This window comes from Streptomyces sp. NPDC003393 (genome assembly GCF_053589015.1).
Genome location: NZ_JBSFRB010000003.1, coordinates 188,823 through 209,827, shown reverse-complemented (window position 1 = coordinate 209,827; position 21,005 = coordinate 188,823). Strand labels below are relative to the sequence as shown.

Annotated in this window: 17 protein-coding genes; 8 read left to right on the top strand and 9 right to left on the bottom strand. The window is 73.9% G+C overall.

What is annotated here, in order from left to right:
- Window positions 1–298: 298 nt before the first annotated feature.
- Window positions 299–2,788 (top strand): hypothetical protein, encoded by a 2,490-nt coding sequence (locus ACWDUZ_RS04885; protein ID WP_451630362.1) that lies wholly within the window; start codon window positions 299–301, stop codon window positions 2,786–2,788.
- Here ACWDUZ_RS04885 and ACWDUZ_RS04880 read toward each other — a convergent pair.
- From ACWDUZ_RS04880 to ACWDUZ_RS04865, 4 genes are all read right to left on the bottom strand, one after another.
- Window positions 2,758–5,199, bottom strand: coding sequence for a right-handed parallel beta-helix repeat-containing protein (locus tag ACWDUZ_RS04880; RefSeq protein ID WP_451630361.1), 2,442 nt, complete (start codon window positions 5,197–5,199; stop codon window positions 2,758–2,760). The genes ACWDUZ_RS04885 and ACWDUZ_RS04880 overlap by 31 nt on opposite strands.
- Window positions 5,200–5,353: 154 nt before the next feature.
- Window positions 5,354–5,959 carry an Rv1733c family protein gene (locus tag ACWDUZ_RS04875; protein WP_451630473.1) on the bottom strand — a complete coding sequence of 202 codons (606 nt, stop codon included), beginning with the start codon at window positions 5,957–5,959 and terminating at the stop codon, window positions 5,354–5,356.
- Window positions 5,960–6,248: 289 nt separating this feature from the next.
- A complete protein-coding gene (locus tag ACWDUZ_RS04870; protein WP_451630360.1) occupies window positions 6,249–7,064 on the bottom strand; it encodes an MOSC domain-containing protein in 816 nt (271 codons plus the stop codon).
- 42 nt (window positions 7,065–7,106) lie between these two features.
- Window positions 7,107–7,562: a DUF6643 family protein gene (locus ACWDUZ_RS04865; protein ID WP_451630359.1), complete on the bottom strand. Its 456-nt coding sequence runs from the start codon at window positions 7,560–7,562 to the stop codon at window positions 7,107–7,109.
- Window positions 7,563–7,850: 288 nt separating this feature from the next.
- Between ACWDUZ_RS04865 and ACWDUZ_RS04860 the strand changes: the two genes are divergently transcribed.
- Window positions 7,851–9,227 carry a TerD family protein gene (locus tag ACWDUZ_RS04860; protein ID WP_451630358.1) on the top strand — a complete coding sequence of 459 codons (1,377 nt, stop codon included), beginning with the start codon at window positions 7,851–7,853 and terminating at the stop codon, window positions 9,225–9,227.
- A gap of 25 nt (window positions 9,228–9,252) precedes the next feature.
- On the opposite strand, the gene ACWDUZ_RS04855 is transcribed toward ACWDUZ_RS04860, so the two are convergent.
- Complete coding sequence (locus tag ACWDUZ_RS04855; RefSeq protein ID WP_451630357.1) at window positions 9,253–10,434, bottom strand: glycosyltransferase; 1,182 nt, start codon at window positions 10,432–10,434, stop codon at window positions 9,253–9,255.
- 57 nt (window positions 10,435–10,491) lie between these two features.
- Here ACWDUZ_RS04855 and ACWDUZ_RS04850 point away from each other — a divergent pair, with 57 nt between their 5' ends.
- The gene (locus ACWDUZ_RS04850; protein ID WP_451630356.1) at window positions 10,492–11,286 is read left to right on the top strand and encodes a glutamate racemase; all 795 of its coding nucleotides are present in this window, start codon (window positions 10,492–10,494) and stop codon (window positions 11,284–11,286) included.
- 95 nt (window positions 11,287–11,381) lie between these two features.
- Window positions 11,382–11,924: a hypothetical protein gene (locus ACWDUZ_RS04845; RefSeq protein ID WP_451630355.1), complete on the top strand. Its 543-nt coding sequence runs from the start codon at window positions 11,382–11,384 to the stop codon at window positions 11,922–11,924.
- A 69-nt stretch (window positions 11,925–11,993) separates the two neighbouring features.
- On the opposite strand, the gene ACWDUZ_RS04840 is transcribed toward ACWDUZ_RS04845, so the two are convergent.
- Entirely contained in the window at window positions 11,994–13,130 is a 1,137-nt protein-coding gene (locus ACWDUZ_RS04840; RefSeq protein ID WP_451630354.1) for an O-antigen ligase family protein, read from the bottom strand.
- Window positions 13,131–13,430: 300 nt separating this feature from the next.
- Here ACWDUZ_RS04840 and lnt point away from each other — a divergent pair, with 300 nt between their 5' ends.
- From lnt to ACWDUZ_RS04820, 4 genes are all read left to right on the top strand, one after another.
- Complete coding sequence (lnt, locus tag ACWDUZ_RS04835) at window positions 13,431–15,059, top strand: apolipoprotein N-acyltransferase (protein ID WP_451630353.1); 1,629 nt, start codon at window positions 13,431–13,433, stop codon at window positions 15,057–15,059.
- A gap of 71 nt (window positions 15,060–15,130) precedes the next feature.
- A complete protein-coding gene (locus ACWDUZ_RS04830) occupies window positions 15,131–15,610 on the top strand; it encodes an NUDIX hydrolase (protein WP_451630352.1) in 480 nt (159 codons plus the stop codon).
- 242 nt (window positions 15,611–15,852) lie between these two features.
- The gene (locus ACWDUZ_RS04825) at window positions 15,853–17,859 is read left to right on the top strand and encodes a helix-turn-helix domain-containing protein (RefSeq protein ID WP_451630351.1); all 2,007 of its coding nucleotides are present in this window, start codon (window positions 15,853–15,855) and stop codon (window positions 17,857–17,859) included.
- A gap of 173 nt (window positions 17,860–18,032) precedes the next feature.
- Entirely contained in the window at window positions 18,033–18,731 is a 699-nt protein-coding gene (locus tag ACWDUZ_RS04820) for a TetR/AcrR family transcriptional regulator (RefSeq protein ID WP_451630350.1), read from the top strand.
- 148 nt (window positions 18,732–18,879) lie between these two features.
- Here ACWDUZ_RS04820 and ACWDUZ_RS04815 read toward each other — a convergent pair whose 3' ends face one another.
- The 3 genes from ACWDUZ_RS04815 to ACWDUZ_RS04805 all read right to left on the bottom strand — a co-directional run bounded on the left by ACWDUZ_RS04815 (window position 18,880) and on the right by ACWDUZ_RS04805 (window position 20,884).
- Window positions 18,880–19,290 (bottom strand): cupin domain-containing protein, encoded by a 411-nt coding sequence (locus ACWDUZ_RS04815; RefSeq protein ID WP_451630349.1) that lies wholly within the window; start codon window positions 19,288–19,290, stop codon window positions 18,880–18,882.
- A 173-nt stretch (window positions 19,291–19,463) separates the two neighbouring features.
- A complete protein-coding gene (locus tag ACWDUZ_RS04810) occupies window positions 19,464–20,153 on the bottom strand; it encodes a DUF2218 domain-containing protein (RefSeq protein ID WP_451630348.1) in 690 nt (229 codons plus the stop codon).
- 113 nt (window positions 20,154–20,266) lie between these two features.
- The gene (locus ACWDUZ_RS04805; RefSeq protein WP_451630347.1) at window positions 20,267–20,884 is read right to left on the bottom strand and encodes a class I SAM-dependent methyltransferase; all 618 of its coding nucleotides are present in this window, start codon (window positions 20,882–20,884) and stop codon (window positions 20,267–20,269) included.
- Window positions 20,885–21,005 lie beyond the last annotated feature (121 nt).

Sequence of the window (21,005 nt, the reverse complement as noted above, 5' to 3'; positions counted from 1 at the left end):
TCACACCGTCCGACACGCCCGGCGTACCCGCCCCGACGAGGAGGTTCGCCGTGCCGCGGGTGCGCGGACGTCCCATCTTTTCACGGCTCGCCCCCCGTCGCGCCATCGCCTGCCGGGACGCACACCCCCCGGGCAGGCACCTGCTGTGCGGCGCGCGGCCCCGGTGCGGTGCCCACCGCGGCCGTCACCGAACCGTGGAGATTGCGTTACGAGGGGTGTGCGGTCACGCCGGCGGCGGCGATCCTGGAATCCGCACGGACACAGGCGACGACGACGCATCCCGGGGGAAGTGCGAACAGTGGAACGTGCACGGCTCGATCCAACGGCGCCCCACCCGGACGACCCGTCCGGCACCGGCCGCGGCACGGCTCCGCCACCCGCACCGGCCGGAGCCGCCCTGGAACTCCTGGTCCACGGAGTCGGCGGCACCACGCCCGAGAGGATGCTGGACGACCCGCGCACCGTGCGGATCACCGGCGACCACACGGCAGCGGTGTACCGGCGCGCCGGCGACGTCGACGCCGAGACCCGGCCGGAGCGAGCCCACGACGGCGGCCGACCGGTGCCCGAGGCGTACGTCTGGTGCAACCTCACCTCCGGCGACGGCAGCCGGGCCCTGTGGCTGCTGCTGCTTCCGTTCATGGTCGTCAACCTCGCCCACTGGATGCGCCCCACCGCGCACGGCCGCCCCCGCACCGTGCGTCTGTACGGCCTGCTCGTCCGGCTCACCGGTCTGACCCTGACCGTGCTGTTCGTCGCCGCCGCCTGCGAGGTCGCGCTCGACCTGGCCGTCTGGCAGTGCGCGGGCACCCGCGCGTGCGCCGCGCGCCACTCCTGGCTCGGCTTCCTCTCGCCCGGCACCGGCGGCTGGTGGAGCACGCCCGGCCGCCGGCTGGCCCTCGCCGCCCTGGTCCCCGCCGCGCTCACCGGCCTGCTGTGGTACCTCTCCCACCGCACCTGGAACGCCTACGAGTCCCAGCAGCCCTTCTCCCGCGAGGGCGGACCCGAATCCGGGGAGGACGAGGACAGCGGCGCCCTGGGCCGCCCCGGATTCTGGTACGGGCGCCGCCTGGTGGCCCGGCTGCGCGCCGCCCACACCGCCGCCGGCCTGCTGACCGTGGCCGCCGCCGTCGCCGCTCCGGCCGCGCACGCCGACCGGCGCCCCGGCGGCTCCACGGCACTGGACATCCTGGGCTGGCTCCTGCTGGCGGCCCTGGCCGGCACGGCGGCCGTCGTGCTGGGAGTGGTCTGCCGCCGGGGCCGCAGCGAGCGGCGGCTCGACCGGCGACTGGACCACCACCTCGTTCGCCGGCTGCCCGTCGGAGCACTTCTGCTGCTGGTGCTCGCCGCGCTGTACGCCGGGTGGGCGCGGCCGCAGTGGCACTCGACAGGGCGGCTGGCGGGCGACGCGACCTTCGGCGGCATCGCCCTGGGCCAGGGCGTCCTGGTCGTCGCCCTCGCCGTCACCGCACACCGACTGCACCGCACCCGTCCCCCGGCCCCGAGCACCGACCGCACCCACCCTGCGGACCCGGCCACCGACCGGACCCGCCCTCCGGCCCGGAACGCCGGTCGCGCGAACGGCGTGACCACCGGCCCCCGTGCCGCTCTGCGCGGCCTCGGCGGACCGGCGGTGGCCATGCTGGCCTGCGCGCTCGGCGGACTGATGTCCGGCGGCGTCGCCCAGCGCGTCTCCGACTGGCTGGACGGCACCGGCACCTCCATCCCCGGGCCCCCGGTCCTGCTCACCTGGCAGGCGTCCGCCATCCCGCCGCTGCTGCTGATCCTGCTGGTGCTGTGCGGCCGGCTGGCCGGGCAGGCCCGGCGACTGGCCCGCGCCGAACGCGCCTCGGTGGAACGGGAGTACCCGGACGAGCCGAAGGACCTCGAGCGCACCCGCCGGATCGCCCGTACCCGCGCCGTGGCGACCCTCACCGACGACGGCCCCCTCGTCGTCGGCGTGACCTCCGCCGCCACCCTCGTGCTGGGGGCCGCGGCCCTGGCGGGCGCTTTCGGTACCGACCGGACACCGGTGGGGGCCGCCGACGGGGCGCCCTCCGTCGTCCAGGGCGCGGCCGGGACCGCGCAGGCGCTCGGCTCCTGGCTGATGGGGCTGGGTTTCATACTGCTGGTCACCTGGGGCCGACGCGCCTACAAGGACGCCTCCGCGCGGCGCACCATCGGCATCCTCTGGGACGTCGGCACCTTCTGGCCGCGCGCCGCCCACCCCTTCGCCCCGCCCTGCTACGCCGAGCGCGCGGTGCCCGACCTCACCTGGCGGATGGCGACCTGGACCCGGGCGACGGGCGGCCGGCTGGTTCTCTCCGGACACTCCCAGGGCAGCGTGCTGGCCGCCGCGGCCGCCTGGCAGCTCACACCGTCCGCGCGGGGGAGGGTCGCGCTGCTCACCTACGGCTCCCCGCTGACCCGGCTCTACGGCCGCTGGTTCCCGGCCCACTTCGGGCCGGAAGCCCTCGCCGGCCTGCACCGCGACGTCGACTGCTGGCGCAATCTGTACCGGCTCACGGACCCCATCGGCGGCCCCGTCGGACTACCCGGCGGCAGCGGCCCGGAGGTGGACCACGCCCCGCTGAAGGACCCGCTCGGCTACGGCCGCACCGCACGGCATCCCCTGCCCGCCCCGATCCTCGGCCACTCCGACTACCAGGCCGACCCGGCCTTCGCCGAGGAACGCCGCAGGCTGCTGGCCCGACTCCGCCCCGGCCTGCCGGCCCCGCGGGAGGAAGGGCAGGAGGCTCAGGACAGCGCCGGCAGGTCCTCCGCGTAGAGCAGCGTCAGATCGTCGGTGCTCGGGTCGTCGAGCTGAGCCACCCGGCCCGCGTGCCGTTCCACCATCGCCTCGAACGTCTGGCGCGCGGTACGGCCGTTGCCGAACGCGGCGCCCTTCGGGATCTCGGTGAAGTACTTCACCAGCGCCTCCGCCGTCCCCGACGCCAGCCGGTACTCGTGCTCCTCGGCCTGCTGCTCCACGATCCGCAGCAGTTCGTCGGGGCCGTAGTCGCCGAAGGTGATGGTGCGGGAGAACCGCGAGGCCACCCCCGGGTTGACGGACAGGAAGCGCTCCATCTCGGCCGTGTAGCCGGCGACGATCACCACGACCGCGTCCCGGTGGTCCTCCATCAGCTTCACCAGCGTGTCGATGGCCTCCTTGCCGAAGTCACGCCCGGCGTCCTCCGGGGAGAGCGCGTACGCCTCGTCGATGAACAGCACTCCGCCACGCGCTCGTTCGAAGGCCTCCTGGGTGCGGATCGCGGTGGAACCGATGTGCTCACCGACCAGGTCGACCCGGGACACCTCGACGAGATGTCCCTTCTCCAGCACGCCGAGCGAGGCGAGGATCTCGCCGTACAGACGCGCGACCGTCGTCTTGCCGGTGCCGGGGGAGCCGGTGAAGACCAGGTGGCGCTTGACCGACGCGGCCTTCAGGCCGGCCCGCTGCCGCCGCCGGCCCACCTCGATCATGTCGGTCAGGGCCCGGACCTCCCGCTTCACGCTGTCCAGACCCACCAGCGCGTCCAGTTCGCCCAGCACGTCCTTCGCGGTGCGCCCGGGCTGGTCCGGTTCCGGCGCGGTCAGCAGCGGCTCCTGCTCGGTGCTGCGCTGCCCGGGGATGGCGCCCAGCAGGCCGGGTGACGCGTTCGCCGTCTGCTGCACGGCCGTCTCCCGTGCCTCGGGCGGGCGCACCCCGCCGCTCTGGTCGCTGGTGCAGTCCTCGACCACCGGTCCCGACCCGGCCGCCGCGTCCGGCCCGGCGTCGGCGAACTCGTAACCGCCGCGCGCGCACCGCTCCGTACGGCACTTCCGCAGCGTCGTACGGCAGCCGTCGATCACATGGAAGCCGTAGCCGCCGCTGCCCGTCACCCGGCAGCCGAGGAAGCTGCCCCGGCCCCCGGCGGAGACGTAGAAGCCGGCCTCGGCGGGGGAGGAGACGGTGCAGCGTTCGATGGTGGGGTCGGCGCCCTTGGTGACGATCACGCCGGTCTGCGTGCCGTCCACGGTGCAGTTGTTGAGCGTGCCTCCGCTGCCGTGGTCACGGAACCAGGCACCGGTGGCCGCCTCCTTGATCCGGCAGTCGTCGAGCTGCGCGGTGGCGCCGTCGCTCACCGACACCGCGGTGTTGCGCACCTGGGACAGGTCGCTGTCGACGACGTCCGCGCGGGACCCCCGGTCCAGGACGAACAGGGCGTCGGGCACGTCGTGCACCCGGCAGGAGTCGAGCACCACCGTCGCGCCGTCGCTGACCCACACCGCCGGATAGTCGCCGGTGCTGTCGAAGATCTCGCACTGGTTGGCGTCCACCCGCGTGCCCGGGTCCCATACGGACAGTCCGTTGCGCCCGAACCGGCGCACCGTGGTCCGGGTCAGGGTCAGCACCGAACGCGAGCGCAGGTCCACCGCGTTCTCCGGGATGTCGTGGATGCGGCAGTCGGCGAGAGTGAGGACGGCGTCGGTGTCGAGGGTGACCCCGTCCGCGGTGGTGCGGTGCACATCGCAGTCGGTGAGGTGCGCGGTGGCCCGCCCGGTGATCTGCACACCGCTGCCCCGCACTTCGTACACCTCGCAACCCACCGCTTCCAGGGCGGAGTTGTCGCCCGTGACGGTGATGCCCGCGCCCGCGGTGTGGTGGACGCGGCAGCGCTCCAGCCGCGGATGGGCGCCGCCGCGGACCGCGATGCCCGACTGCCCGGCCGCGACGATCTCGCACTCCTCGAACACCCCACCGCCGCCGTCGAGCACGGCGAGACCGACACCCGCCGGGTTGTCGACGGTGCTGCGCCGGACGGTCGGCCGGGCACCGGCACGCACCTCGATGCCCGTCGCGGACCGGGTCACGATCCGCACGTCCCTCAGCTCCGGCGCGCCCTCCTCCACCAGCAGGGCGGGGGCGGCGGCGTCCTGGCCCTCCACATGCAGGTCCTGCACCACCGCCGAGGCGCGCACGGTCAGCGGCACCCCGTCCACCGGGGCGATCCGCACCGACCCCGCGGAGCCCTCGGGTCCGCGCAGGGTCACCGCCCGCTGGACGACGAGGTTCTCCCGGTAGGTGCCCGGGGCCACGGTGAGGACGTCGCCGTCCGCCGCGGCCTCCAGGGCGGCGGCGAGCGACGCGTACTCACCCGTGCGGCGCCGCCACCGCGAAGTGCCGGTGTGCGTCACCTGGACCGTGCCCTGTGCCATGGCGTTGCTGTGCCCCCACCTCGTCGAACTGATGGCGCGTTCACCGCCGGGGCGCGCCCCTACGGCTCGCTCGTGCGCGGGTCGTTGCCGAATGCGTCGGCCGGTCCACCGTAGCGTGCGCGCGGACGGTCGGTTGACCGGAGGCGGCAGGCGGTCAGCTGCCGGTGCCGGTACGGCCCCAGTCCGGGCCCACGCGCTCCCACGCCCGGTCCCAGCCGGCGTAGCGGTGGCGGAGCAGTCGCCAGACGATCAGTCTGCGTATGCACTCCACCAGTCCGGCGGCCAGCAGGGCCGCGCCGAGTCCGGCCAGCACGGCGTGGGTGGTGGCCGTGGTGGGATCCAGGGGCCGGGTCACGACCCGTCCGCTCCGGTCGGTCCACAGCGTGAAGTGGTCTCCGCGCCGAGGGGACTTGAGATGCGTGGCGACCCGGCCGTGCCGCCGAGTGCCGTCCGGGGCGGTCCAGTCGGCGTCGACGCGGCTGCGCACGTCCCGCCCGGAGGAGATCTCCGGGTCGGGCACCGGTGCCACCTCACGCACCTTCCTCACCACGGTGGCCGTCACCATGTGCCGGGTGTGACGCTGGTCCCGCACCGACTGCTGGAGGGAGGTCTGGGCGGTCGAACCGACGAGCACGCCGAGCACGGGAGCGGCGACCAGGATCAGCAGCAGGGCCGCCAACGCCATCCAGGCCTCGGCCAGATCGGTCGTGCGCCGCAACGGATTGCGCCGCCAGCGCCACAGGCCGCCGATCGCTCGCATCTTCGGCACCCCCCTTCCCGCTCCGTTCATAACCCCCGCCGGAGCCGCTCACCCGCGAACCCGGCCGAAGAGAGCGAAATCACCTCCGGCCCGGAGCTCTCATGAAGTTCTCACGACATCCAACGACCGGCCCCCGGCCCGGGTTCCCCGACGAAGGCGTCTCCGCCCTTTCGGGGACCGCCCGTTCACGGCGTGCTCGTTCAACGCGTGCTCGTCCGAGGAGGCATGCTTGCCGGAGGTGTGCCCGTTCGAGGTGGGCTCGTCAGCGGCGCGCTCGTGCGAGGAGCGCTCATTCGAGGATCGTGACCGGATCGCCGACGCGGACGGTGCCGGTCGACTCCGGCACCAGGTTCTGCCCGAAGAGCAGTGCGCGGCCGAAGCGGCGGTGGCGGCCGAGGGTGTGCAGCGGCTCCTTGCCGCGCGCGGCGGTGGCCTGGTCCGTGGTGGTCACCACGCACCGGCCGCAGGGCTTGACGACGCGGAAGGTGATGTCGCCGATCGCGATGCGCCGCCAGTCGTCCTCGGCCCAGGCGGGGGCGCCGCCCACCACGACGCTCGGCCGGAAGCGGTTCATGGGCAGCGGGCCCTCCTCGGCGTGGTCGCCCTCGGCGATCAGCGAGTTGAGGGAGTCCAGGGAGGCGAGCGAGGTGAGCAGCAGCGGATAGCCGTCGGCGAAGCTCACCGTCTCGCCCGGCAGCGCGTGGGCCGGGTCGAGGGACCGGCGTGTGGCCGGGTCGTCCATGTGGACGAGGCGGGCCCCGGCTCCGACGAGGCCGCTGCACCAGGCGTGCGCGCCGGCGTCGGCCGGGACGGCCTCCACCTTGTCGCCGAAGATGTCCACGGTCACCGTGGCACCCGGCTGAGGGGCGGGCACGACGATCGGCTCCCGGCCCGGCGCGGACAAGCGAAGGCCGCCGCCGGGCACGAGTTCGGCGACGGCCGACGCGAGGTGTGGCTGCTGGCGTTGCGTGACGACCTTTCCCCCGTCGTCGATCAACACCCAGCGACGGTCCCCGGCCAGCCCCCAGGGCTCCACAACGGCCTCCCGGAGCCCCAGGGCTTGGAACGCCTTGACCGGGTGGATGTGGATCGAGCGCAGTTCCATGACCTCATCCTGCCAGGCGGCACCGGACAGGAGAGGAAGGGATCAGTACCCGCGGTACTGCTGCTGGTTGTTGTAGGGGTCCTGGTAGGGCGCCGGGGCGGGCCGTGGAGCCGCGGGGCGCATCGCCTCGTAGCCCGTGCCGCCCGCCGTCGGGCGCGGCGGCATCGCCTGCTGCGGGCCCGGGTATCCGCGCGGGGCGGTGGCCTGCTGGGGAATGTACGCCGTGGGCGCCTGCTGCAGCGGGGTGGGCTGCGGCGTCTGCGGGTAACCGTAGGAGGGCTGGGACGGACCCGCGGGGAGGGCGGGCAGCGCCGAGGGGAGCGCCGGCAGGTGGCTTCCCGTGGCGGGCAGGTGGCTTCCCGTGTCGTACGGCGCGGGGACCCGGATCGGGGCGATCTGCGGTGTGCCCCGCTCGGCGACGAGCGAGTCGTAGATCGGGGTGTCCGGGAAGGAGGCGGAGTAGTAGCCGCCGCCATAAGTGGAGCGGGGGGAGGTCATGGCACATAAGTTAAGCCCACGATGTGCTGGTTGGGGAGACCGATAAGAGGGTTGTTTTCTGTGTCTGCGGTGACGCGGAATACCCAATGCGAGCGAACTTGGTGAAAAAGGGACGTCGCTCAGGGCTCGGATCGTGTAAAGGGCGAGTTCCCGGGGGGTTACCGGAGGTTGCGCACGCTTGTTCCGGCGCACGCCCGTGGGCGTACGCACCGCCCGGGCATAGGTTGGCAGGAGCGGGATGACGGACCGCCGGGCACGGTCGTGCCGACACACGTGATGGGGGCGAGCATGTCCATGTTGAAGGGGTCGAACACGCCGGTGCCGGCCACTGCTCTGCGCGTCGACGTGGGCCGGCGGTCCGGTCCGGGCATTCCCGACGTGGATGCCTCGGCGCTGCTGCTGGTGAACGGGAAGGTCCGCTCGGACGAGGACTTCGTCTTCTACAACCAGCCCGCGCATTCCTCGGGCGCGGTGCGGCACGAGGGCAAGCGCGACCTCGGCGGCCGGGTCACCGACACGCTCCTGGTCGACCTCGCGCGCGTGGAGTCGTCGATCGACCGGGTCGTGCTCGCCGCCTCGGCGGACGGCGGCACCTTCGGCCGGGTGCCGGACCTGTACATCGAGGTACGGGACGCCGCCGCCGGCGCAGCCGTCGCCCGCTTCGACAGCACCGGCGCGAGCGTCGAGACCGCATTCGTGCTGGGCGAGTTCTACCGCCGTCAGGGCGCGTGGAAGTTCCGGGCCGTGGGACAGGGCTACAGCAGCGGGCTGGAGGGCCTGGCCACGGACTTCGGCATCACGGTCGACGAGCCGCAGCACCCGGCCCGCCCCGCGCCCCAGGCGCCGAGCCCGGCACCGGCGACGCGCCCGGGACCGACCACGGCCCCCGGGCCCGCCCCGGCCGTGGCCCCGCCCCCGGCCGGCCCGCCCGTGCCCCTGCCCCCGCCTGTCGCCCTGCCGGTCACCGTGCCGCCGCCCACCACGACACCCCCCATGCCCCCGCCGCACGACTCCGCCGCGTCTCCCGTCCGCCTCACCAAGGTGACGCTGACCAAGGCCGCTCCGTCGGTGTCGTTGGCCAAGCAGGGCGGCACCTCGGGAACGATGCGCGTGAACCTGAACTGGCAGGTGCGCAAGCAGTTCGCCGGCTGGGGCAGCAAGCGTGGCCGGGCGGTCGCGACCCACCGGGACCTGGACCTCGACCTGTGCGCCCTGTACGAATTGTCGGACGGCCGCAAGGGCGTCGTACAGGCCCTCGGCAACGCCTTCGGCTCGCTGCACCGCCCCCCGTACATCCACCTCGACGGAGACGACCGCACCGGTGCCGTGGCCGACGGCGAGAACCTGACGATCAACCTCGACCACACGAACGACTTCCGGCGCATCCTCGTCTTCGTGACGATCTACGAAGGCGCCCGGTCCTTCGCCGACCTGCACGCCACCGTCACACTCCAGCCCCAGCACGGCGCCCCCGTCGACTTCTCCCTCGACGAGTGCACCGTGCCCTCCACGGTGTGCGCGCTCGCCCTGATCACCCACACCGGGGGCGGCCTGGTCGTCCAGCGCGAGGCCCGCTACCTCGTACCCGCGCGCGGGGTGAGCCCCCAGCGCACCGTCGACCAGGCCTACGGCTGGGGCATGAACTGGACACCCGGCCGCAAGTGAGCCGCCGGCCGCCGCCGGTGAGCGCTCAGCCCTCCTCGGGCACGGCGTCCGGGCGTGCGTAGGTGCGGCCCTTCCAGGCCGCACCCCGGCCCCGGTAGTGCTGCACCGCCGAGTCCACCGTCATCAACAGATAGAGGAACGCCGTGAACGGCAGCAGCGGAGCGAGCCACAGCGGCTGACGGTAGTACCGCAGCATCGGCACGTACGTCGCCGTCATCACCAGCCACGCCGCACCACCGGCCCCTGCCGCCGCCGCGCCGCCCGCCACCAGGCCCGCGACCAGCGCCACCGGAGGCACCAGGTACACCAACACGAGCCCGGCGACCGTGCCGAGCAGCAGCAGCGGGTTGTGGCGCAATTGTGCGTAGGCGCTGCGCGAGACCATCCGCCACAGGTCGTGCAGGCGCGGATACGGACGCACGCTGTCCACCCGATCGGCCAGGCCCAGCCAGATGTGCCCGCCGCTGCCCTTGACCGCCCGGGCGAGGGCCACGTCGTCGATCACCGCGTGCCGGATCGCGTCCGGGATCCGCGCCCGGTCGGCGACCTCGGTGCGCAGCAGCACGCAACCGCCGGCGGCCGCCGCCGTCCGACCGCCCCGGCGACCGATCCGGCGGAACGGATACAGCTGCGCGAAGAAGTAGACGAACGCCGGTACGACCAGCCGCTCCCACAACGATCGAACGCGCAGCCGGGCCATCTGCGAGACGACGTCGAAGCCCCCGGTCCGGGCCGCTGCCACCAGACGGCGCAGGCTGTCCGGGGCGTGGGCGATGTCGGCATCGGTCAGCAGCAGGTACTCGGGACCACGCGCGCGGGCCAGGCCGATGCCGTGCCGTACGGCCCACAGCTTGCCGGTCCACCCCGCGGGAGGCTCCCCGGGCGAGCTCACGGTCAGCGGCAGCCCGCCGGCGCGCCGCGCCAGTTCACGGGCCAGCTCACCGGTGCCGTCACCGCTGCCGTCGTCGACGAGGAAGACCTCCGCCCGCCCCGGGTAGTCCTGGGCGAGCAGCGTCGGGAGGCTCTCGCCGAGCACCGCCGCCTCGTCCCGCGCGGGCACCACGACACAGACCGCCGGCCAGTCCTCCGGGACCGGTTCCACCGCGGGGGGCAGTCTGACGTCCGTGCGCCAGAAGAAGCCCTGGCAGAGCAGCAGCCACAGCCAGGCGGCCAGTGATGCGACGGCGGTCCACACGATCACGCTCACCCCCGCAGTCTGCCCCACCCGGGCCGCCGGTACGACGGGATCGTCTATCGTGGCCGGGTGAAGATCGCGCTCATGGACTCCGGAATCGGGCTGCTGGCGGCCACCGCCGCGGTGCGGCGCCTGCGCCCCGACGCGGATCTGGTGCTCTCCCTCGACCCCGCGGGCATGCCGTGGGGGCCACGCACTCCGGAGGACCTCACCGCGCGCGCGGTGGCCGTCGCCGAGGCGGCCGCCGCCCACGGTCCCGACGCCCTGATCGTCGGCTGCAACACCGCCACCGTGCACGCGCTGACCACCCTGCGCAACCGCCTCGAACCGGACCTGCCGGTCATCGGCACGGTGCCCGCGATCAAGCCGGCCGCGGCCGGCGGAGGGCCCGTCGCCATCTGGGCCACACCCGCCACCACCGGCAGCCCCTACCAGCAGGGGCTCATCCGCGATTTCGCCGACGGCGTGCCGGTCGCCGAGGTGCCCTGCCGGGGGCTGGCGGAAGCCGTGGAGCACGCCGACCAGGCGGCGATCGACGAGGCCGTGACCGCCGCCGCCGCCCTGACCCCCGACGACGTGACGACCGTCGTCCTGGGCTGCACGCACTACGAACTGGTCGCCGATCGCATCCGGGCCGCCGTGCAGCGCCCGGACCGCCTCCCGCTGGCGCTGCACGGCTCGGCCGGGGCCGTCGCCGCGCAGGCCCTGCGCCGGATCGGCGCCCGGCCCGAGCCCGACGCCGCGACCACGGGCACCATCACGGTGCTGCTCAACGGCCGGCAGGGCGCACTGCCCGCGCCGGCCCTCACGTACGCGGAGGGCCGCCTCCTCGACGCCGTCACCCTGCCCGCTGACGCACGGTAGCGTCCCGTGCGCACCCGGCGCGTAGGTGCCGGTGCGGAACACTCCCCGTGTGCGACGCGCTACCCGCGGGGCGAAACCTGAGTAACCTCGTTGACATGAGGGACCACTCCCGCAGCGAGCACGGGCCGCACCCCGAGGTCTGGACGGGCCGCGCCACCAACCGCTTCCAGTGGTTGCTGGCGCTGGTGGGCGCCGCCTGTCTGGCGCTCGGCATCGAGCTGGCGGTGGACTCGGCCTGGAGCTCCGGCATCGCCCCGCTGGTGATGTCCGTCGTGGGCTGCATCGCCGCAGGGCTGCTGGTCCTCTTCGGCACCCTCGCCTTCGTCCATGTCGCGCTGAAAGTCGACAAGGAGACACTGGAGGTGCGCTGCGGCCACATCGGCCTGCCGCGCCGACGCATCCCGCTCGCCCATGTGGCGGGCGCCGAGTTCGTCCCCCACGTCACCCCGCGCCACTGGGGCGGCTGGGGCTACCGCTGGCGGCCCGAGAAGGGCACCGCCGTCGTCGTACGGCGCGGTGAGGGCGTCGTGCTGCGCCTGTGGGACGGCCACACGTTCACGATCACCGTGGACAACGCCGAATCCGCGGTCCGCGTGATCAAGGACCGCCTGCACCCGCCGAAACCCGGCCGGGCCTGAGCGGCCTCGGCGGCCGCCGCCGACCGCCCGCGCCGGGTCCGGTGCCGGACGCTCGTCGAGCCGGCCCCGTCAGGGTGCCGGCTGGTTCTGTCCGGGCTGCTGTCGCAGGTCCGTCGGGCCGGCCTCGTCACGGCGCCGTCCCGTCCCCTGCGGGCCGGGTCGGGATCGCGTCGGGCCCGACTCGTCGGCCAGCGGGCGGGCCGTCGCCGTGCCCGCCAGCAGACCCGCGAAGACCGACACGGCGGTGAAGCTCAGCGCATCGCCGACCGTGGCGATCACCGCGAGCGCCGTGAGTGCCGCGCCCGCCGTGAGGGCGAGCGGCGTCGGCCGTGCGGTCCGCCACAGCGCGTAGAGCGTCCAGCCGTACGCGACCGCCAGCAGCGCCACGCCCATCACCCCCTCCTCTGCCGCCTGCTGGAACAGCGCCGAGTGCGGCTTGCCGTCGGGTTGCAGCGCCTGCGCGGCCGTCGGACTGAAGTCGCCGAAGCGGCCGGGCCCCGCGCCCAGGCCCGGGTGCTGGTGGGCGAGGCGCAGCGCGTCCCGCCACAGCAGGACACGGTGCTGTGTCAGCCATCCCTCCAGGGTCTCGGCCGGCCCGTCGGGCAGGCGCCCGGCGGCGAGCGCCCAGCTCGTCCCGGTCACCACGGCCGCGACGAGGGCGAGGCCCACGATGCCGGGGCCGCGACGGCGCATCCGGCCCGCGGCCAACGAGCAGAGCAGCACCGCGGTGCAGCAGAGGAAACCGCTGCCCGAGCCGAGCACGGCCGCCGTCGACGCGATAGCGACGGCCGGCGCGCGCAGCGCCAGCCGGACGGCCGGGGCGGACGCCGCCCAGGCGGCGCAGCAGGCGGCGCCCTCCGACAGGACCAGCACGGCGGCGGTGGCGCCCGCGTGCCCCAGGGGTCCGGCGAACGGCGGCCCCGGCGCCAGCCCGGGGACCGCCACCACCAGTGTCAGGCCCGCCAGCGCCGCGGCGCAGGGCGCGGCGACCGGCAGCAGGGCACCGCATATACGGCCGGCCGCGTATCCGGCGGCCACGGCCAGCACGGCGAGCAGCACGCCTTCGGGCCGCCCCTCGTGCAGCGCGCCGGTGACCAGCGACCAGGTGGCGCAGGCTCCCAGCACCACGACACCGGCTGCGTCCGGAACCTTTCGCCGACCGTCGTGCCCGTGTCTGCCGTCGTGCCCCTGTCTTCCGTCGTCCACGCGTCTTCCGTCGTCCGCGCGTCTGTTCCCGTCCGCCCCGCCCGCGGACGTCATCCCGGTGGACCGCACCCTCGCCCCCGCAACCCCGGTCGCCCCCGACCCGTTCCCTGTCCCGCCGGTCCACCCCGGCCACGACCGGCCGCGGACCGGGCCCCGGCACACCGTAACGGCTGCTGACCGGATTGTGGACGTTCCGTGCGGTAACGAGGAGCGCTCCGGCAGGCGCCGCGCCCCGGGCCGTGGCGGAAGCCCCACGTACCGAGCTGTCGAGGCCCAGGTCAACCGCCGTACACTCCCGGAATGACCGTCACCGCAACTTCCGTCGGCGAGTCGGAGCGGCTGAGCCCGCAGTCCGCCCCCACGCTCTGGCGTGCGAGGCTCGTCCGGCTCGTGCCCGCCGCTGCCGCGGCGCTGTCCGGGCTGCTGCTCTACGTCAGCTTCCCGCCGCGCACTCTGTGGTGGCTGGCGTTGCCGGCCTTCGCCGTCCTGGGCGGGGTGCTGCGCGGCCGGAGCTGGAAGTCCGCGCTGGGTCTCGGCTACCTCTTCGGCCTCGGGTTCCTGCTGCCGCTGCTGGTGTGGACCGGCGTGGAGGTCGGACCCGGTCCGTGGCTGGCGCTCGTCGCGGTCGAGGCGGTCTTCGTCGCCCTGGTCGGGGTGGGCATCGCCGCGGTGTCGAAGCTGCCCGCCTGGCCGGTGTGGGCGGCGGCCGTGTGGATCGCCGGTGAGGCCGTACGCGCGCGCGTGCCGTTCCACGGCTTTCCCTGGGGCAAGATCGCCTTCGGGCAGGCGGACGGCGTGTTCCTGCCGCTGGCCGCGGTCGGCGGCACACCGGTACTCGGCTTCGCGGTGGTCCTGTGCGGCTTCGGCCTGTGCGAGGCCGTGAGGGTGGCGGTGGAGGGACGGCGCACCCGGGCCGTGCGGCGCTCGGCCGCCGCCGCGGCCCTGCTCAGCGTGGCCGTGCCGGTGGTGGGCGCGGTGGCCGCCCGCGGCCTGGTCAGCGACAAGGCCGAGAACGGCACCGTGACGGTCGCCCTCATCCAGGGCAACGTGCCGCGCGCCGGTCTGGAGTTCAACGCCCAGCGCCGCGCCGTCCTCGACTACCACGCGCGCGAGACGCTGCGCCTGGCGGCCGACGTGAAGGCGGGCAAGGCCGCCCGGCCCGACTTCGTGCTCTGGCCGGAGAACTCCTCCGACATCGACCCCTTCGTCTACCCTGACGCGCGGATGGTCATCGACCAGGCGGCCAGGGCGATGGGCGTGCCGATCTCGGTGGGCAGCGTCGTCGAGCGGGACGGCAAGCTGCTGAACGAGCAGATCCTGTGGGACCCGGACAAGGGCCCCGTCCAGACCTACGACAAACGGCAGATCCAGCCGTTCGGCGAGTACCTGCCGCTGCGCTCGCTGCTCGGCGCGATCAACAAGGACTGGACCTCGATGGTCCGCCAGGACTTCAGCCGCGGTACCGAGCCGGGTGTGTTCACCGTCGGCGGTGCCAAGGTCGGCCTGGCCACCTGCTACGAGGCGGCCTTCGACTGGGCGGTGCGCGACACCGTCACCCACGGGGCGCAGATGATCTCCGTACCGAGCAACAACGCGACCTTCGACCGCAGCGAGATGACCTATCAGCAGCTCGCGATGTCCAGGATCCGCGCCGTCGAGCACAGCCGGACCGTCACCGTCCCGGTGACCAGCGGTGTCAGCGCGGTGATCATGCCCGACGGGCGGATCACGCAGAGGACCGGCATGTTCACCCCCGCCTACCTGGTGCAGAAGGTGCCGCTGCGGTCCAGCGAGACGCCCGCGACCGAGCTGGGCATCGCGCCGGAGATCGCACTCGTCCTCCTTGCGGCGGGCGGCCTGGGCTGGGCGATCGGGGCCGGTGTCCGCGGGCGCCGCACCGAGGCCGCGCAACCGGCCGCGACCGCGTGACCGCGGTCCGGCGTACGCCCCTGGACAACGCCACGAACCGGGAACCCGGCCGGGCCCGTTAGGGTCGCTCCATGGCCACTCCTGACTTCATCCGCACGATCCGGGCCTCCGCCGGCCGCCAGCTGCTGTGGCTCCCCGGGGTCACCGCGATCGTCTTCGACGACGAGGGCAACGTGCTGCTGGGCCGCCGCTCGGACACCGGCAGATGGGCGGTGATCGGCGGCATCCCCGACCCCGGCGAGCAGCCGGCCGCGTGCGCCGTGCGGGAGGTCCACGAGGAGACCGCGGTGCGCTGCGTCGCCGAACGGGTGGTCCTCGTCCAGGCGCTGGAACCCGTCACCTACGCCAACGGCGACACCTGCCAGTTCATGGACATCACCTTCCGCTGCCGCGCCGTCGGCGGCGAGGCACGGGTCAACGACGACGAGTCCCTGGACGTCGGCTGGTTCGCGGTGGACGCCCTGCCCGAGCTCGACGAGTTCGGGCTGGTGCGGATCAAGCAGGCACTCTCCGACGGACCCACATGGTTCGAGCCCATGCGCGTCGAGTGAATCGTGGGCTTGCGCCGCGGGGAGCCGGTGGGCGCCGTCCACGGCCGGGGCACGGCCTCGTCCGGCGCCCTCCCCGGTTCTCATGCCCTTCGCTCGATCCCGCCGTCGCACCCCGCTCGTCACCGGCACCTGGTTCCTTCTCGACGGCGGCCGGACCGCCCGCTGACCAGCCGGGAGCCCGCCCGCCGACGAGTTTTCCACAGGGCTCAACGGGCGACGGGCGAATGGTGAATCCTGGTGCCATGTCCAGCGATCACGTGCGGTCCGCCGACCGCCCCACCGCCGACGCGGCGACCCCGCCCGGCACCGGCGCCCTGCCGCACGGCAGCGACCGGACCCCGTGCGGCGACGGCGCCTGGGGCCACGCCGGTGCCCCGTTCCTCGAGCTGCTGGCCCGCGGCGCGCCCGCGGACGCCTACGAGCAGCCCGTGCTGCGCGCCCGCACCGAGGGCCGGCCGGCCGACTGCGTCGCCGCACTCGAACACGCCAAGCTGCTCGCCCTGCGCGTCCGCGCCGAACTGGAAGGACGCCGGCGCCGGGAGGCGGAGCTGTCCGCCCTCTTCGAGACCGCCCACGACCTCGCGGGCCTGCGAGACCTGGACTCGGTGCTGCCGGCCATCGTCCAGCGCGCCCGCTCCCTGCTCGGCACCGATGTCGCCTACCTCACCCTCAACGACCCGGCCCGTGGCGACACCTACATGCGCGTCACCGAGGGCTCCGTGGCCGCCCGCTTCCAGCAGCTGCGCCTGGGCATGGGGGAGGGGCTCGGCGGACTGGTCGCCCAGACCGCACGGCCCTACGTCACCGACGACTACATGAAGGACGCCCGTTTCCAGCACACCGGCACCATCGACGCCGGCGTGCAGGACGAGGGCCTGGTCGCCATTCTCGGCGTGCCGCTCATGCTCGGCCCGCAGGTCATCGGCGTACTGTTCGCGGCCGACCGGCGGGCCCGGGTCTTCGAACGCGAGCAGATCGCCCTGCTCGGCTCCTTCGCCGCCCTCGCCGCGGCCGCCATCGACAGTGCCAACCTGCTCACCGAGACCCGCTCGGCCCTCGCCGGCCTGGAGCGCGCCAACGAGATCATCCGCGACCGCAGCGGCGCGATCGAACGCGCCTCGGACGTTCACGACCGGCTCGCCGAGCTCGTACTGCGCGGCGGCGGAGTCCATGACGTGGCCGCCGCGGTCTCCCAGGTTCTCGCCGGCACCGTCGACTTCACCGAGGCCGCCGCAACGCCGGCCGGCCCTCTGGAGGCCTCCCGGGCCGAGGGGCACGCGGTCCGGCACGGTGACGACTGGATCGCCGCTGTCACCGCGGGCGGGGAACTGCTGGGCGCACTGGTGGTCCGTGGCCACCCCGCCCTCGACCCCGTCGACCAGCGCACCCTGGAGCGCGCCGCCATGGTCACTTCTCTGCTGCTCCTCGCCAGACGCTCGGCCGCCGAAGCCGAACAGCGCGTCCGCGGCGAACTCCTCGACGACCTCCTCGACGCCCGGGACCGCGACCCGCGCCTGCTGCGCGACCGAGCCACCCGGCTGCGCGCCGACCTGGACGCCACGCACGTGGTGCTCGCCGCCCGGCTCGACGCCCCGGCCGCCGACGCCGACCAGGAGGCCGCCGCCCGCCGACGGCTGTGGTCCGCCGCCTCCCACCTGGCCGCCACCCGCCACGGTCTGGCCGCGGCCCGCGACGGCGGCACGGTCCTGCTGCTGCCCCTCCAGCCCGGCACCACCGCGACGGACCTGGCCCGCCGCACCGCCCACCACCTCGGCACCGCCGTGCACGAGGCGGTCACCGTCGGCGCCTCCGCCCCCGTGGACGACCTCGCCGCCCGTCCCGACACCGCGGCCGCCGCCTACGCGGAGGCGCGGCGCTGCCTGGAGGCCCTGCGGCTCCTCGGCCGTACCGGCGACGGTTCCGCCGCCGAGGACTTCGGCTTCCTCGGCCTGCTGCTGGCAGGCGACCGGGACATCGCCGGCTTCGTCGACCGCACCATCGGCCGGGTCACGGCCTACGACGAGCGGCGCGGCACGGACCTCATACGCACCCTGGAGGCGTACTTCAGCTGCGGCATGAGCCCGGCCCGCACCAAGGACGAACTGCACGTGCACGTCAACACCGTCGCCCAGCGGCTGGAACGCGTCGGCCGTCTGCTCGGCGACGACTGGCAGACGCCGGCCCGCGCCCTGGAGATCCAGCTCGCGCTGCGCCTGCACCGCCTCTCGGTGCCGCCGCCCCAGCCCTGACCGTCGCGGGGTCATGTCGGGCATGAGGAGCGGACGTCTCAGCGGGACCCCGCCGGGAGAGTCCTCTGCGGGCCGTGAGGAAGCGGGCGTTGACGTGAGATGAGCCTGCTTCGAGACATGGTGACGCCCTCTGGTCATGACGTATCGGAATCGTCGTCTCGTACACTGAGCGGGTGCCGAAGCTGTGGAACGAGACCATCGAGGAGCACCGTCGAGCCGTGCGTGACGCGGTGCTGGAGACCACGGCGAAGCTGGTGGCCGAGCAGGGGCTGCGGGCCGTGACGATGTCGCGGATCGCGGAGGAGAGCGGTATCGGCCGGGCCACGCTCTACAAGTACTTCCCGGACGTCGAATCGATCATGGCAGCCTGGCATGCGCGCCGGATCGCCGGTCACCTCGACCAGTTGGCCGAGCTCCGTGATCGGCCCGGGACGCCGGGGGAACGACTGGCCGCGGTGCTGGAGGCCTACGCGTTCATCCAGCAGCAGCGGCACGGCCACGGGGGAGAGCTCTCCGCGCTCCTGCACCGGGGTGAGCACGTGGCGCACGCCGAGCAGCATCTGCGGCAGTTCGTCCGGGGCCTGCTCGTCGAGGGCGTGGAGGCGGGCGAGGTGCGCGACGACGTCGCACCGGACGAGCTGACCGGGTACTGCCTGCACGCCCTTGCCGGCGCAAGCGGGCTGACGTCCAAGGCCGCGGTCAAAAGGCTCGTCGCCGTCACCCTGTCAGGGTTGCGGCCCCAGGGCTGGCCAGCACGCGTGACGGGCGGGAGCGGCGGGTCCGGGTGCTCAGACGGAGCCGAAGCAGCGCGCGTGCCGTCGGATTCGGGTGTGGTGCCGGTGAACTCTGAGCAGGCGTCGCGACGTCGCTGACCGTCCTGCCGTGGCGCATGCGGGCCATGCCCCACGGCTGGACCCGCACCATCCTCTGTCATCCGGGCGGGCCGACGCCGGTCGAGCGGCGGTCAGGTGACCGCTGCTCGACCAGGGCGGGAACAGGCGTCAGGACTCCTGGTGGTCCTCAGGGCCGGGTGACCCGCAGGTGCCGTCGTTCAGCCAGTTCCTCCGCGCTGACCACGGTCAGAACCGGGGTCCCCGGTGGCGCGAACATGGTCACCACCAGCTCCGACTGCGCGTCCGGAAGGTTGTTCGCGCCCTGGTAGTGGATCACGTCGCCGCCGGGCTCGAACACGGCGTCACCGGCCTTGAGGACGCGAGGCGCCTCCCCCTCCAGCTCGAAGAGGATCTCGCCCTGGGTCACATAGCCGAAGAGCGGGCCGGGGTGCCGGTGCGGCGGCGCCCCGGGGTCACCGGGCGGCAGGGTGACCCGGACGGTCCTGGCCTCGGCGCCGTCGGGGATCCCGGCCGCCGCCTCCGGCAGGGTCTTGATCACCTCGACGCCCGGGGGCAGATGTGCGTGCTCAGTGCTCATGTACGTCTCCAAACAGGGGTTGTCCGAAGTAGGGACAGGACAGCCCTGCTTTTTGTGACACGCCCCGGCGGACGAACCGAAGACCGGTTCATCCGGCCGGATGGCGCTCGACGCATCGATCCGCCACAAGGGTTCACCACCGTGGTGCCGAGTGCCGCCCGGCCACGTCCGGCTCAGGGTGTGCGGGGAACCGGGTCAGTCTCCTCGACGTCCTTTGACCGGAACCGGAGGACGCGACGATCGCGCAGCGCGCGACCTCGGCGGATGCCCGCGCGGCCCAGAACGACGTGGCCGGCCAGGAGAACGACCGTCAGCGCGACCACGACCAGGACGCCGGCGGCGGCCCACCCGATCCATGCCGAAGTGGCCAGTGCCGCGCCGGCCACGCCCATGTGCAGAGCGACGACCAGTGCGCCGACCGACAGCAGCCCCGTCGCTCCGGCGGCTCCGCGCAGGTTGCTCTTGCCGCCCTCGGCCGCCTGCGGTGCGCCGGGCGCCTCGCCGCCGGGCGGGGCAGGGGGAGCCGGGGATCGCTGCCAGGTCACGGCCAGACCGTCGCGCCGGCCGATCTTTTCCAGACGTGCGGTGATGCTGTTCCGGAGCCGTTGCAGGGTTTCTTCGTCGTCGGCTTCGACGCGCAGCGTCAGTGCGTCCGGAGTGGCGTCAAGGGTCCATCGGCCCCCGGCGAAGCGCACGGTTCCCTGGGTCTCGGACCACTCGGCGTCCCGGACCTCGGGCATCAGGCGGGCATGAACGGTGGCAGGCCGATGGCGCATCCGGCCCATCATGTCGGTGTGGCGGCAGAGTTGGGCAAGGTACCGGCTCGCGCGGTCTGTCGCGATCCGGGCTTCGGCGGTCGGCATGGAGTTCCTTTCTGGGGCCGATCCCGCAGGGAGGACGCCGTCGTGCACGGGCCTGCGGCCCAGTGGGCGTCGACGCGTGCGCACACCGGCTTCCCGCGTCCTGACCGGGGAGGTCAGATCCTGGTGAGGGCGGCCAGCCGGGCCGGGATGCCGGCCGGGTCGGTGGTGATGTCGATGGTGGCCGCTTCGATGGAGTCGACCCGCCAGCCGTCGGCGAACGACGCTTCGATCTCGCCCCGCGTCACCCGCCTCGGGCCTCGGTCGCCTGGTTGGTGCTCGCTGAAGCAGAGCATGAGGTAGCGGCCGCCGGGCCGCAGTACGGCTCGCAGGCCGGCGACGAAGGCGGCGCGGTCGTCGTCGCCGATGACATGGAACAGTCCGCAGTCCAGGACGGTGTCGAAAGTCTCCCCGAGGCCGGTCAGCTTCCGGGCGTCGTGGTGGACGAACCGTGCCGCGAGGCCGCGGTCGTCCGCCTTCCGTCGCGCGATGTCCAGCGCCTTGGCGGCGAGGTCGAGGCCGGTCGCGTCCATGCCCCGCGCGGCACACATGAGTACGTGCTCGCCGGTCCCGCAGCCGACGTCGAGCACCCTTCCCCGCACCGCGCCCGCGTCGGCGAGTGCGAGGAAGGCCGGCTGGGGCCGGCCGGTGTCCCAGGCCGGACGGTCGGCGTACAGGTCGTCGGGCCTGTGCCACGGATTCTCGGTGCCGAGGTGGGGCTGGGGGCTGGACATGCGGGTGTCCTCCATCGCCGGTGAGCGTCCGGATCACCGTCCGGACCTGCCGCGCCCAGCTTTATCGATACACAGTGTCTACGTCAAGCCGCGATGTATTGATCACTGGAGGGTGTCCCGG